The organism is Bacillus cereus group sp. MYBKT111-2 (genome assembly GCF_051915205.1).
GTDB classification, from domain to species: domain Bacteria; phylum Bacillota; class Bacilli; order Bacillales; family Bacillaceae_G; genus Bacillus_A; species Bacillus_A paranthracis.
The window spans coordinates 510,933-523,827 of record NZ_JBQAEG010000002.1 but is presented as its reverse complement, the minus strand read 5'-3'; the positions used below and the strand labels follow the sequence as shown (position 1 = coordinate 523,827).

Genomic DNA, 12,895 nt, shown 5'->3' with positions numbered 1-12,895 from the left:
TAGATAATTATAACATAATTTTTATTCATTCTTGATTAATTAACCGACCAGTATATATAATTAATAGTGGAGGAAAAAAGGAAGGTGGGTTTTTTATGAAAAAGCACCCGTTACATATGTTAGGGAGGCTTGTAGCAGGGAAAAATACGCAATGGATCACTTTATCGGTATGGATTCTTATTACATTATTACTTTCATTTACGTTACCACAAGTAAATAGTACGAAAGAACCGAACCCGAAAAATTTACCCGAAACAGCTATGTCGCAGCAAGCGGAAGCACTTATGAAAAAAGAGTTTCCGAATAATGCAGGGAATCCGTTGTTAGTAGTATGGTATAGAGATGGTGGATTACAGTCGCAGGATTATAAACTCATACAAGACGTTTATAAAGAGTTAAAAGCTAGTCCTTTAAAGGAACAATCAACGTTACCACCATTTGATACAATCCCGGAACAAGTATTATCAAAAAGTGCATCAAAAGACGGTACATCACTTGTTACACCGGTATTTTTTAACAAGTCGGCTGGAACAGATATATTAAAAGGAAATCTTGAAGATTTAAGAAACATAGTGAATAGTAAAGTCGATGAAGATCCATTCAAACGAAAAATTAGTGACGCTGGTTTACATGTTCGATTATCTGGACCTGTTGGCATTCAAACGGATGCAGTTAGCTTATTTAGTCAAGCAGATGTGAAATTGTTAATTGCTACAGTACTTCTCGTATTGGTTCTATTAATTTTACTGTACCGTTCACCAATTTTAGCAATTTTACCTTTACTTGTTGTTGGTTTTGCATACGGTATTATTAGTCCTACACTCGGTTTTTTAGCTGATCACGGATGGATTAAAGTAGATGCCCAAGCGATATCAATTATGACAGTATTATTGTTTGGTGCTGGAACGGATTATTGTCTATTTTTAATTTCGAGATATCGGGAGTACTTGTTAGAAGAAGAAAGCAAATATAAGGCGCTGCAACTTGCAATTAAAGCTTCTGGTGGGGCCATAATAATGAGTGCGTTAACTGTTGTACTTGGATTAGGCACATTATTGCTTGCTCATTATGGTGCCTTTCATCGATTTGCAGTACCATTTAGTGTTGCTGTATTCATTATGGGAATCGCTGCTTTAACAATTTTACCAGCTTTATTATTAATTTTCGGTAGAGCCGCATTCTTCCCATTTATACCGAGAACAACTTCGATGAATGAGGAATTTACAAGAAAGAAAAAGAGAGTCGTAAAAGTTAAAAAATCAAAAGGTGCCTTTAGTAAAAAACTTGGAGATGTAGTAGTACGGAGACCGTGGACAATCATTATGCTTACTGTATTTGTATTAGGTGGATTGGCTTCATTTGTACCACGTATTCAATACACATATGACTTATTAGAATCGTTTCCAAAGGATATGCCTTCACGCGAAGGGTTTACGTTAATTAGTGATCATTTTTCAGCTGGTGAACTAGCGCCAGTAAAAGTTGTTGTTGATACGAAAGGAAAAGAGCTTCCTATTAAACAAGAACTAGAGAAATTCTCTTTCGTAAAAACAGTGAAAGAGCCAAAAGAGGGGAAAGAAAATAAGCAAATTAAAATGTATGAGATTTCTTTAGCTGAAAACCCATACTCAATTGAAGCATTAGATCAAATCCCTAAATTGAAAACTCGTGTAGAAAAAGTATTAAAAGATGCTGGGGTTAGTAATGCAGAAGATCGACTATGGATTGGCGGAGAAACAGCTTCATTATATGATACAAAGCAAATTACAGAACGTGATGAAGCGGTTATTATTCCAGTAATGATTAGTATTATAGCTTTATTATTACTTGTTTACTTACGATCAATTGTCGCGATGATTTATTTAATTGTAACAGTGGTTTTATCATTTTTCTCTGCATTAGGAGCAGGATGGATATTACTTCACTTCGGTATGGGAGCACCAGCCATTCAAGGCGCAATACCGTTATATGCATTCGTATTTTTAGTTGCTTTAGGTGAAGATTATAATATCTTTATGGTTTCAGAAATATGGAAAAACAGAAAGACACAAAATCATTTGGATGCAGTAAAAAATGGCGTTATACAAACCGGTAGTGTCATTACATCTGCAGGTTTAATTTTAGCCGGAACTTTTGCTGTATTAGGAACACTTCCAATTCAAGTGCTCGTTCAATTTGGTATTGTAACAGCAATTGGTGTATTACTAGATACGTTTATTGTAAGACCACTACTTGTACCGGCAATCACAGTCGTTTTAGGCCGCTTTGCTTTTTGGCCAGGAAAACTTTCAAGGAAGAGTGAAGAGATACAAAAAGTGGATGCGTAGTTGAAAAAGCCAAGGATATTTTCCTTGGCTTTTTTCAATGTAATTAATTTTTTGAAGTCAAATCATCAGATGCAGCATGATCAGCATCTTCAATATCGGTTTCTGGCATTCCATATAAGCCGTTCATTGCTTGTTCTTCGATAGTAAGATTGGCAGTATTATTATTTTGAATAGGTGTAGCGTTTTCGATAACATTTTCTTTTTTATTTATATTTTTGTTATTCATGTATGAATCCTCCAAATTTTATTTGATTTATTTATAGTATGTGGATGGATTTCCAGAAATATGTGAATCGATTCTTATAGATGTAATATAATTAAATAAACAATTAGGGTGAAATGTAAACTGTTAGGAGTGAATAATTATGGTGAAAGCAAGGAAATTAGCCTCCTAAAATAAAAAGAAAATTTTAGGAGGCTATTAAAATGAAGTTTCATGTAATTGATAGAGAAAATTGGAATAGAGAGCAGTATTTTGAGCATTATTTAAAGTTGAAATGTACATTTAGTATGACTGTTAATGTTGATATCACGATGTTATTAGAGGAAGTATATCAAAAGGGAGTAAAATTTTATCCCGTTTTTATATATTTAATTTCTAAAGTAGTAAATAATCATAAAGAATTTCGAACATCTTTTAATGATGAAGGAGCTTTAGGCTATTGGGAGGAAATGATCCCGAGTTATACAATCTTTCATAAAGATGATAAGTCTTTTTCAAGTATATGGACGGATTATTCAAGTGATTTCCGCACTTTCTATAAAAATTATGAAGACGATATGAGATACTATGCTAGTGTCCATGGTCTTTTCACGAAAGAAAATACTCCGCCTAATGTATTTCCGATTTCTAGCATACCTTGGACTAGTTTTACTGGATTTAATCTTAATATTAGTAATGATGCTGATTTTCTATTACCGATTATAACTTGTGGGAAATATTTTAATGAAGAAAATAAGATTATGCTACCAATTTCATTACAAGTTCATCATTCGGTTTGTGATGGATATCATGCAAGTCGATTTATAGAGGATTTACAGGAGTTAAGTGATAGTTGCAACGAGTGGCTGAAATAAAAACTAATGTTTAATTATATACAAGTGAAAATGGATGATAGAAGAGATCATGTTTATATTGCATGGTCTCTTTTTTATTCATCTAAAGAACAGTGGAAAATATAGGTTGATTTGTAGTTTAATAATAAGTAGAGTGATTAATTTTAATTTTCTTTATTTTATAACTGTATTGTTTACAAAAATATTATCTTGTAATAATAAAGGGGAAAACAAAAATGACAATAATATCTATAGAAAAAGCTACTATTGTAGATGCTGAAAAATTAACAGAAATAATGACAAGAACATTTGATGAAGAAGCAGAACGATGGTTATGTGGTCAAGGTGATGTTATTGACTATAACATCCAACCACCAGGGTATTCTTCAGTAGAAATGATGAGATATTCAATCGAAGAATTGGATTCTTATAAAGTAATAATGGATGAAAAAATAATCGGGGGAATTATAGTTACGATCTCAGGTAAGTCATATGGCCGGATTGATCGTATTTTTGTAGAGCCTGTTTATCAAGGGAAAGGAATTGGATCAAATGTTATTAAATTAATAGAAGAGGAATATCCAAGCATAAGGATTTGGGATCTTGAAACATCGAGTAGACAAATTAATAATCATCATTTTTATAAAAAGATGGGTTACCAAACAATTTTTGAATCAGAAGATGAGTATTGTTACGTGAAAAGAATAGGGACGAGCTCAAACAAAGAAAGTGTATTTAAAAATGAAGACATGAAAAATAGCCAATATGAAAACTGTAACTTGGAAAATACCGAGTATTATCAAGTAAATTTAAAAAATAGTTCATTTGTTGGCAGCAATATAAGGAATATGAATATGAGCAATTGTAATGTAAGTCAATCCAAGTTTAGAAATATTAATTTTAGAAGTTCTTCATATGCAGATTTAAATCTTTCTGGCAGTAAATTTAGTTTGGTGACTTTAGGTGGAGTTCAATTTAAAGATACAAGTCTTGGAGAAAATAAATATCCTATTTCATTTAATAGATGTGATTTAGAAGGGAGTACGATAAGTAGTAGTAATCTAAAAAATATGGAAATAGAAAATTGTGATATAGCCGGTATGAAAGTAAATGGTATTCCAATGGAAAAGCTGCTTGCGTTATATAATAAAGTAAAAAGTTAACCGGTTAATGTAGATAAGTTTGTTCGTAAAGCTAATATTATGCCGAAATAATTATATAAAAATAACATAAAGAAATAAAGGAGAGAAGGGGTTTCATGCAGGAGGCTAGAATGAATATATGTATTGTTAAGAATATGGAGGGAAGAAAATATGACGATCAAAGTAAGAGCAGTAGAAATACAAGATGCCAGAGCGATTCACCGTATATGCATACAAGATGACGTTTTACCTTATATGATTTTCTTACCTAGCATGCGTGTAGATGCGATGGAAAATAGAATTCGAAATTTAGCTTCAAATCAATTTGAATTTGTTGCAGAGTATGATGGGGAAGTTGTAGGATTTGTTGGGTTAACCCAAAGTCCTGGACGTAGATCTCATTCGGGTGATTTGTTTATCGGGGTAGATAGTGAATATCATAATAAAGGCATTGGAAAAGCTCTTCTTACAAAAATGCTTGATTTGGCTGATAATTGGTTAATGTTAGAGAGAGTAGAACTAGGTGTTTTAGAAACGAATCCGAAAGCGAAATCTCTATATGAAAAATTCGGATTTGTAGAAGAGGGAGTAAAGATAGGGAATTTGAAGGCTCACGGAAAGTTTATTAATGAAATTATGATGAGTCGTTTTAGACCTGACGGTTTAATCGTACATAATGGATAGTGAAAGCATGACAGTATAATGTCATGCTTTTTTATTAGAATTTGGTTGTAATAAAAATAATGCAAGACCAATAAAAATAACTGTAATGCCTAGTCCTTGTTGTAAAGAAATAGTCTCATTTAATATAAAGTACGCTAGTATACAAGTCCCAATCGTCTCACCTAAAATGCTCATGGAGATTACAGTAGCACTCATCCATTTTAATAACCAATTAAAAATCGTTTGCCCTAAAATCGTAGCAATAAACGCTAAGCCAATAAAGCATAGCCAAGTTTTTGTAGAGTAGTGAATGAAAGATTCATTTTGCATATAAGCAAATATACCGAGAAAACAGGCGCTACTTCCATAACTAATTACCGAATATGGTATAAGTGATACATCTTTACGAACATGTTGGCTAATGAAAAAGTAAACTGTAATAATTCCGGCCGCAATAAACGCTAAAATATCCCCGTATAAAGCTTCTCCACTAATTTGGAAGTCTTGCCATCCAATGACAATACTTCCTGAAATAGCGATGAGGCAACCAATAATTGCTCCGTTTGTAAATCTCTCTTTAAATAGAAAGTAACCACCAATCATTGAAAATAAAGGTTGTAATGTTACGATAACTGTAGAACTTGCTACCGAAGTATATTGTAATGATTCAAACCAAAGTATATAATGTGCAGCTAAAAATAATCCAGATATGAAACCGAACCCCCATTGTCTTCTTGTTACTATTTTTAGCTCGTTTCGATTATTTTTATTGAAAAGTAACAAGGGTAACAGAATGAGTGCCGCAAATAATAATCGATAAAAAGCAATGATAGCCGCAGGAGCATCTGCTAATTTTACAAAAATTGCTGAAGTTGATAGGGCAAATACGCCGAAAAATAAGATGCAATATGAAAGAATAGGTGATTTCATAGTTTGTCCCTCCAATAGAATGTTTATTATAATGAACTAAATACGATATAATGTACAATGGTTAGTATATAAGTCCCTGAGACGTTAGGAAAGGATTATTTGCCTTTGTTTACTATGTCAGCACAAAGGTAGTGAAACATGCAATATGATGGACGAAAGGAAGTTTTTACAATGATACATGATAGACTCGGACAAACTGTATTAAGTTATCGCAAGAAAAATAATATGACGATTCGTGAATTTGCTGATTATGCTGGGATTAGTACTTCATTAATTAGTCAAATTGAACGAGGATATGCGAATCCTTCTTTAAGTGTATTGGAATTAATTGCGAAAGCATTAAATGTACCATTATTTACACTTTTTATTAATGAAATCGATACAGATACTCTCATATCTAAGAAAAAAGATCGAAAAAAAGTATATCGGGAAAATAATGATCACATTGTATATGATGTATTAACACCGGATTTTATGAAAGCACGTATTGAAATGTTAATGATGGATTTAAATAAAAAAGCAAATACAACGGAAAGTCACTATTCACATGAAGATAAGGAAGAGATTGCTGTTGTTATGAAAGGGGAAGTGTATGTGGAATTAGAAGGAAAAGAATATTTTTTAGAAGAAGGTGATGTTGTACGTATTCCGCCAAATGTGAAACATCGTTTTTTAAATAAAAGTGATGAATCTAATCATATTTTATTTGTATTGACGCCATCTTTAGGCTGAGTATAAAGTGATGGGGGATAAAAAGATGGAAAATAAAACTGTTTTAAGAGATGGCCTTTCAATTATTTCTCGATGTAAAAGACTAACAAATGATATTTGGCATGCACATTTCGGAGCAGCTGCAATTGCTAGTTATTTTTTCATGAAAGATAACTATATGGAAGAAGAAATAACTCGTAATATGTATTCCCAAACAAAAATAATGTTGATCAAGCAAAATCTAGGTGAAGTCATCGATAAAAAAGAAGAAATAGATTTTCAAAGTGCTGAAAGAATGATTATAAAATCATTGGAACAAACAATTGATGAACTTCATTGGGTAGGGCATAATGTCATTTATGCTGCATTAAGTTTATTAGCTATAAAAGAGTTACAAAAATGGGGAGATAATCAAGAGATTGAAGGGATTACTAATCTTATATTATCGTTTCGAAAAACAATTCCAGGCAGATCATGGATTGGTTTTACAACAAAGGAAGTAAAACAATTACATATAAATGATGAGATAGTAAATGAATTAAGAAATCCGAAACAATTATCTACATTTATTTTAAAGGAGCTCTTGCAATTTCATACTATTTATAGAGCGGAAGCACACCATGATTTAATTGGTCATCTACTTACTTTTTCTCATGCAATTAATATTATGTATGACTTAGGGCATAGAGATATATTCTACCGAGCGTTGCGTCCACTGTTAAAGCTAGTATACGTGTTACGTGCTAGTCAAAATCTTATGCCGAATACTGAAATAAACTTGCACTCACCTATAGATCGTTTACCTTTAATCGAATCTAAACGTGCTCATGTATTACCAACAGAAAATCAATTCTGGTTAAAAGACTATAGTGCATTTGATTGGGATTTCGGACATGTCTTTAAATTCTCATATAGTTACTTTGATCATATTAAGAGGGCTCCAAAATATAAAGATATAACATTAGAGAAATATCGATTTATTATTAATACGTAGTGAAGTTTAATGATTTATATAAAGGGCTCAATTAAAATTGCTTGTTGATAGTATATTATTTTAATGTTTGTAATATTTTTACATGTGTATTTTGCTTTTACTAATTATGTAAATAGGCTATACTAAAATACATACATTTTAGTATTGGAGAGAGAAGTAAAACGACATGGAATTAGTGAAATTGGAAAAAGTCATTGAAATAAAGAAAGAAGAGCTTTTATATTTAGTATCGGATTATGGAATTCAACATGAAAAAGTATTGGCATTAAGCCAAGAATTAGACAAACTGATTAATTACTTTATGTTTTTAAAATAGAAAGAACTATGACATGATGTGAAAATGTTATAGTTCTTTTTTATTTGGGAATTCAAATGTATATCCTATATACTTATAATAGATGGAATATTCTGTTTCTAAGGAGGGCTATATATGATTTTACATACTCATATTTCAGGTGAAGGGGAACCAATCGTACTTTTACACTCTGGTGGTATGACAGGTTTAGTAGAATTCGAAGAGCAGGTAGCATTTTTTCGAGAACAAAATTATCAAGTCATTCGTCCTGATTTAAGAGGGCATGGAAAATCAGGGGGGACATTGGAGAATTATTTCCTACGTTCTGCAAAGGATTTATATGATACGTTAGAGCATCTACAAATTGATAGATGTCATATAGCTGGTGTTTCACTAGGAGGATTAGTCGCTTTATTATTTGCAAAAAAGTATCCAGAGAAAGTGAGAACATTAACTTTTTCAGGTATATTTCCGGTTAAGAGGGATAATTGGGAAGAGTCTCTGGAGTATGAAGCGAAGTGTCACGAGCAATTGATGGAAAATGAAGAAGTTATAACGTATATGAATCAAATTCATGAAAAAAGTGATTGGAAAGCATTGTTTGAATCGTGGCAAGTTAAAGATTGGTATCCTTTCGATGAAACTGGTGATGTAGCGAATCTTCAAATACCTACACTCTGTATTGCTGGGGGAGATTCAGAAGATGAAGTTGTAGCTGCTACAACGTTCAAACAATTAAATAACAATATTCATATTGCCGTTATTCCGTTTGCCGGTCATTTAGTACATAATGATCAACCAAAAATTTATTCGGATATATTGTCTAATTTCTTACAGAATGCGCAAGTTGCTAGTCGAATATAAGGACTTTTGGGTATAATAATAAAGGAATTATTAATTGTATCGGTTAGGAGCGCAATACATATGAAAACAGTTGTTGTCATCGGTGGAGGTATAACGGGACTTTCTACTATGTTTTATTTAGAAAAATTAAAAAAGGATTATAATATAGATTTAAATTTAATCCTTGTAGAAAAAGAAGAGTACTTAGGTGGGAAAATCCATAGTGTAGAAGAAAAGGATTTTATTATGGAATCCGGAGCAGATTCTATCGTTGCTCGTAATGAACATGTCATGCCGCTTATAAAAGATTTAAATTTAGAAGAAGAAATGGTATATAATGAAACGGGTATTTCTTACATATATTCTGATAATATTTTACATCCAATTCCTTCTGACACTATATTTGGGATACCGATGAGTGCCCGATCGTTGTTTAGCAGTACGCTAGTATCAACGAAGGGGAAAATTGTTGCTTTAAAAGATTTCATAACGAAAAATAAAGAGTTTACAAAAGATACTTCTCTTGCTGTATTTTTAGAAAGCTTTTTAGGGAAAGAGTTAGTAGAAAGACAAATTGCTCCGGTGCTTTCAGGTGTATATTCTGGTAAATTGAATGAGCTTACTATGGCGTCTACACTACCGTATTTACTGGATTATAAAAATAAATATGGAAGTATTATTAAAGGTTTTGAAGAGAATAAAAAGCAGTTTCAATCAGCAGGAAATAAAAAATTCGTATCATTTAAAGGTGGATTATCTACGATTATTGATCGTTTAGAAGAAGTGCTGACTGAGACGGTTGTTAAGAAGGGTGTTGTAACGACAGCTGTAAGTAAACAAGGTAATCGCTATGAAGTCTCCTTTGCAAATCAAGAATCAATCCAAGCTGATTATGTTGTTTTAGCAACTCCGCATGATATCGCAGAAACTTTATTACAGTCTAATGAGTTAAACGAGCAGTTTCATACATTTAAAAATTCATCACTTATAAGTATTTACTTAGGATTTGACATACTAGATGAACAATTACCAGCGGACGGTACAGGATTTATCGTAACAGAAAACAGTGATTTACATTGTGATGCTTGTACATGGACAAGCCGGAAGTGGAAACATACATCTGGAAACCAAAAGCTATTAGTGAGAATGTTTTATAAGAGTACGAATCCGGTATATGAAACGATTAAAAATTATAATGAAGAAGAACTAGTACGAGTCGCTTTATATGATATTGAAAAGAGTCTCGGAATTAAAGGTGAACCAGAAGTAGTTGAAGTGACAAAATGGAAAGATTTAATGCCGAAATATCATTTAGAACATAATCAAGCAGTTCAAACATTACAAGAAAAAATGACGGATCTATATCCTAATGTATACTTAGCAGGTGCCTCATATTACGGTGTCGGTATTGGTGCGTGTATTGGAAATGGAAAGAACACTGCAAATAAGATAATTGCAACATTAAATGAACCGACAAATTAATATAGCATACATATATAAATAAAATGTCCCTCCAATATAACGGAGGGATATTTTATTTATTTTACTTGAATTGAGATCTTTTTATTCGTTGTATGATTCTCAGTAATCGTTAATGTTATATTACCGGATTCTTTAAATGAATATGATGAGAGTTGATAAAGCTCTTTTATACCATGTTTCTCTTTTAATTTATTGGCAGGAAGTAATGTTATGTTCGGTTTCCATGTTTCCTGTTTACCTGAAGGATAGTTTACTATTATTTCTGGATTATTTAATTGCATTGGTTTCCAAGAGGCAAAATGTAGCTTAACTTCTGTATCTTTTTTTAATAATTCTTCTGAGAAATATCCAAGCTCTCCAACGTTACCGAAAACAGTAAAGTTTTGATTTTGTAATGTGATATCTAAATGTTTAGGTTGATATGTTGCTGCGTGATAGATTCCATATGAAAGAGAAAGAGTAGCGGCGATTAAAATGCTGATTGAAAATGTCTTAAAGCTATTGCCTTTAAAACTAGTCATCATGAATGAGTTTGGAGTGAACTTTTTTGCGAATAAAAATATGAGTAATATGAGTAAGAGGGATAAGCTGATGAATATATACAAAGGAAATTTACACCTCCACAATAAAATAATGTATTGACTATATTTTACCATAAATGTATGGGGGAGGGGGTTGTTTTAGAAGGGAAAAGTGAGTATGGAATCGAAATGGTAAGGTATATCAATTCGAACGGAGTGATGGCAATGAGAATAATACAATTACTTTTTAAAAATGAAGATAAGAACAGGATAATAGGAGGGAATGTGATTGTTACGTACTGTTGAAGCAACGCAAAAATTATTTGACGAATGGGCAAAAACTTACGATGAAAATTTACAAGAAGCAACAGGTCCATTATATGGATATAACAATAGTTTGATTGAAGCGGAAGAAATGATTCAACTATATAAGAAAGAAAAAATTATTGATATTGGAATTGGAACAGGTGCATTCGCTTCATTAGTGAGTGAAAATAATGAGAGTGTAGTAGGGGTGGATGTATCAGAAAAGATGTTAGAAACATGTAAAGAGAAATATCCAATGTATCATTTAGAGGTAGGATCATTTACAAATACGAATCAAGCAGATGAAGCTTTTGATATAGTTATTTCCAGTTTTTGTTTTCATGAGGTGTTACCTTCAGAGAGGAAAAAAGCTTGTGAAGAGGTTTATAGAATAGTGAAGAAAGAAGGGAAATTTCTTCTTTTAGATATTATGTTCATATCTGATTTTGCATTAAATGAAGCGCGAGAACGAATTGGGAGGAAGTGGGATAGTACAGAAGTATATCCATTTGTGAATGAGTTAGATACACTTCTTAGAGAAACTGGTTTTTCAAGTATAAATTGGAGACAAACAGCTCCATGTCATTGGGCATTAGTTGCAAATAAATAGGGAATAAAGAGATGATCAGTGTACTATGATCATCTCTTTATTTTTCGCATCATGTAAATGCAAGAAGGGTTACTCTTAGTTCGTATTGAATTAAGAGGGTAGGCTACTCTTGAAATATTTGATTAATGGGACATTGAGGACTTTCCTAATTATAAATATGTTTTCTGCTATAATGAATAAGTAGAAAGAAAGGAGTGATCCTATGGCATTTCCTATATTAGAAACAGAACGTTTGCGTTTAGTTGAAATAGAACAATCTTATTGTCAAAAAATATATGAAATCTTTTCATTGGATGAGGTAACGTGTTATTACGGTATGAATTCTTTTACAGAATTTGGACAAGCTTCACGTATGATTGAATCTTTTTCAAAAAATTACTTTGAGAAAAAGGCAATACGATGGGGGATTGTATTAAAAGAAACAAATACTTTAATAGGTACAATTGGATTAAATAATTTACAATTATGGAGTAAACGATCTGAAATTGGATATGACTTACATCCTCGTTATTGGGGGAATGGTTATGCGTCAGAAGCAGCCAGGGAAATTATTCGTTATGGATTTCAAGATTTAGGCTTATTTAGAATTGGTGCTATTACATACCCTGAAAATGTTACTTCTTGTAAAATGTTATGTAAAATAGGTTTTCATAAAGAAGGATTATTACGTGGATATATTCATCAAGGAAATAAGCAACATGATGCATTATTGTATTCTATAGTTCGAACGGATGTTGAAGATTTAAATTTATAATAAAAAACCCCTCTTAAATAAGAGGGGTTAAGTAAAAATTAACCTAACTTAGGTAATAAACGTTCTCCGCTTTTCATGCTACTTTTACATAAAGGGCATTTAGGCTCTTCTTCAAATGAAAAGTTCTTTCTCATCCATCCTAAACAATCCTCTGCTTCACATTCCCAGACAGGGGTTTGTTCTGGTGGTACTTCTGCTACATCGTTCTTTCGATTGCGATACATGTAACCACTCCTTTTATGTAAAAAATTTTAGTTATAT

Annotated in this window: 15 protein-coding genes; 11 read left to right on the top strand and 4 right to left on the bottom strand. The window is 32.2% G+C overall.

Features of this window, described 5'->3' with window-relative positions; translation table 11 throughout:
• Positions 1 to 95 precede the first annotated feature (95 nt).
• Positions 96 to 2,327 carry an MMPL family transporter gene (locus ACTFNE_RS08010; RefSeq protein ID WP_046197435.1) on the top strand — a complete coding sequence of 744 codons (2,232 nt, stop codon included), beginning with the start codon at positions 96 to 98 and terminating at the stop codon, positions 2,325 to 2,327.
• Positions 2,328 to 2,370: 43 nt separating this feature from the next.
• On the opposite strand, the gene ACTFNE_RS08005 is transcribed toward ACTFNE_RS08010, so the two are convergent.
• Positions 2,371 to 2,553 carry a DUF4021 family protein gene (locus ACTFNE_RS08005; protein ID WP_001060594.1) on the bottom strand — a complete coding sequence of 61 codons (183 nt, stop codon included), beginning with the start codon at positions 2,551 to 2,553 and terminating at the stop codon, positions 2,371 to 2,373.
• A 200-nt stretch (positions 2,554 to 2,753) separates the two neighbouring features.
• Here ACTFNE_RS08005 and catA point away from each other — a divergent pair, with 200 nt between their 5' ends.
• The 3 genes from catA (at position 2,754) to ACTFNE_RS07990 (ending at position 5,209) form a co-directional block, all read left to right on the top strand.
• The gene (catA, locus tag ACTFNE_RS08000) at positions 2,754 to 3,404 is read left to right on the top strand and encodes a type A chloramphenicol O-acetyltransferase (protein WP_270705430.1); all 651 of its coding nucleotides are present in this window, start codon (positions 2,754 to 2,756) and stop codon (positions 3,402 to 3,404) included.
• A 215-nt stretch (positions 3,405 to 3,619) separates the two neighbouring features.
• Positions 3,620 to 4,546 (top strand): GNAT family N-acetyltransferase, encoded by a 927-nt coding sequence (locus ACTFNE_RS07995; RefSeq protein ID WP_270705431.1) that lies wholly within the window; start codon positions 3,620 to 3,622, stop codon positions 4,544 to 4,546.
• Positions 4,547 to 4,696: 150 nt separating this feature from the next.
• Positions 4,697 to 5,209 carry a GNAT family N-acetyltransferase gene (locus tag ACTFNE_RS07990; RefSeq protein WP_046197431.1) on the top strand — a complete coding sequence of 171 codons (513 nt, stop codon included), beginning with the start codon at positions 4,697 to 4,699 and terminating at the stop codon, positions 5,207 to 5,209.
• A 21-nt stretch (positions 5,210 to 5,230) separates the two neighbouring features.
• On the opposite strand, the gene ACTFNE_RS07985 is transcribed toward ACTFNE_RS07990, so the two are convergent.
• A complete protein-coding gene (locus ACTFNE_RS07985; RefSeq protein WP_270705432.1) occupies positions 5,231 to 6,118 on the bottom strand; it encodes a DMT family transporter in 888 nt (295 codons plus the stop codon).
• 171 nt (positions 6,119 to 6,289) lie between these two features.
• On the opposite strand from ACTFNE_RS07985, the gene ACTFNE_RS07980 reads away from it, so the two are divergent.
• The 5 genes from ACTFNE_RS07980 (at position 6,290) to ACTFNE_RS07960 (ending at position 10,443) form a co-directional block, all read left to right on the top strand.
• Positions 6,290 to 6,850: a helix-turn-helix domain-containing protein gene (locus tag ACTFNE_RS07980; protein WP_270705433.1), complete on the top strand. Its 561-nt coding sequence runs from the start codon at positions 6,290 to 6,292 to the stop codon at positions 6,848 to 6,850.
• Between the two features lie 25 nt (positions 6,851 to 6,875).
• Positions 6,876 to 7,823, top strand: a complete 948-nt coding sequence (locus ACTFNE_RS07975; RefSeq protein ID WP_270705434.1) for a hypothetical protein — start codon at positions 6,876 to 6,878, stop codon at positions 7,821 to 7,823.
• A 166-nt stretch (positions 7,824 to 7,989) separates the two neighbouring features.
• Positions 7,990 to 8,139: an aspartyl-phosphate phosphatase Spo0E family protein gene (locus ACTFNE_RS07970; RefSeq protein WP_072191050.1), complete on the top strand. Its 150-nt coding sequence runs from the start codon at positions 7,990 to 7,992 to the stop codon at positions 8,137 to 8,139.
• Between the two features lie 114 nt (positions 8,140 to 8,253).
• Complete coding sequence (locus ACTFNE_RS07965) at positions 8,254 to 8,982, top strand: alpha/beta fold hydrolase (RefSeq protein ID WP_270705436.1); 729 nt, start codon at positions 8,254 to 8,256, stop codon at positions 8,980 to 8,982.
• 60 nt (positions 8,983 to 9,042) lie between these two features.
• Positions 9,043 to 10,443, top strand: coding sequence for a protoporphyrinogen oxidase (locus ACTFNE_RS07960; protein WP_046197428.1), 1,401 nt, complete (start codon positions 9,043 to 9,045; stop codon positions 10,441 to 10,443).
• 56 nt (positions 10,444 to 10,499) lie between these two features.
• Here ACTFNE_RS07960 and ACTFNE_RS07955 read toward each other — a convergent pair whose 3' ends face one another.
• Positions 10,500 to 11,048: a hypothetical protein gene (locus ACTFNE_RS07955; RefSeq protein WP_000275268.1), complete on the bottom strand. Its 549-nt coding sequence runs from the start codon at positions 11,046 to 11,048 to the stop codon at positions 10,500 to 10,502.
• A 205-nt stretch (positions 11,049 to 11,253) separates the two neighbouring features.
• Between ACTFNE_RS07955 and ACTFNE_RS07950 the strand changes: the two genes are divergently transcribed.
• Both ACTFNE_RS07950 and ACTFNE_RS07945 read left to right on the top strand, forming a co-directional pair.
• Complete coding sequence (locus ACTFNE_RS07950; protein ID WP_000946614.1) at positions 11,254 to 11,880, top strand: class I SAM-dependent methyltransferase; 627 nt, start codon at positions 11,254 to 11,256, stop codon at positions 11,878 to 11,880.
• Between the two features lie 202 nt (positions 11,881 to 12,082).
• On the top strand, positions 12,083 to 12,634 hold the full coding sequence (locus tag ACTFNE_RS07945) for a GNAT family N-acetyltransferase (RefSeq protein ID WP_000885380.1): 552 nt from the start codon (positions 12,083 to 12,085) through the stop codon (positions 12,632 to 12,634).
• Between the two features lie 38 nt (positions 12,635 to 12,672).
• On the opposite strand, the gene ACTFNE_RS07940 is transcribed toward ACTFNE_RS07945, so the two are convergent.
• Positions 12,673 to 12,858, bottom strand: coding sequence for a cold-shock protein (locus tag ACTFNE_RS07940; RefSeq protein WP_000286198.1), 186 nt, complete (start codon positions 12,856 to 12,858; stop codon positions 12,673 to 12,675).
• Between the last annotated feature and the right edge of the window lie 37 nt (positions 12,859 to 12,895).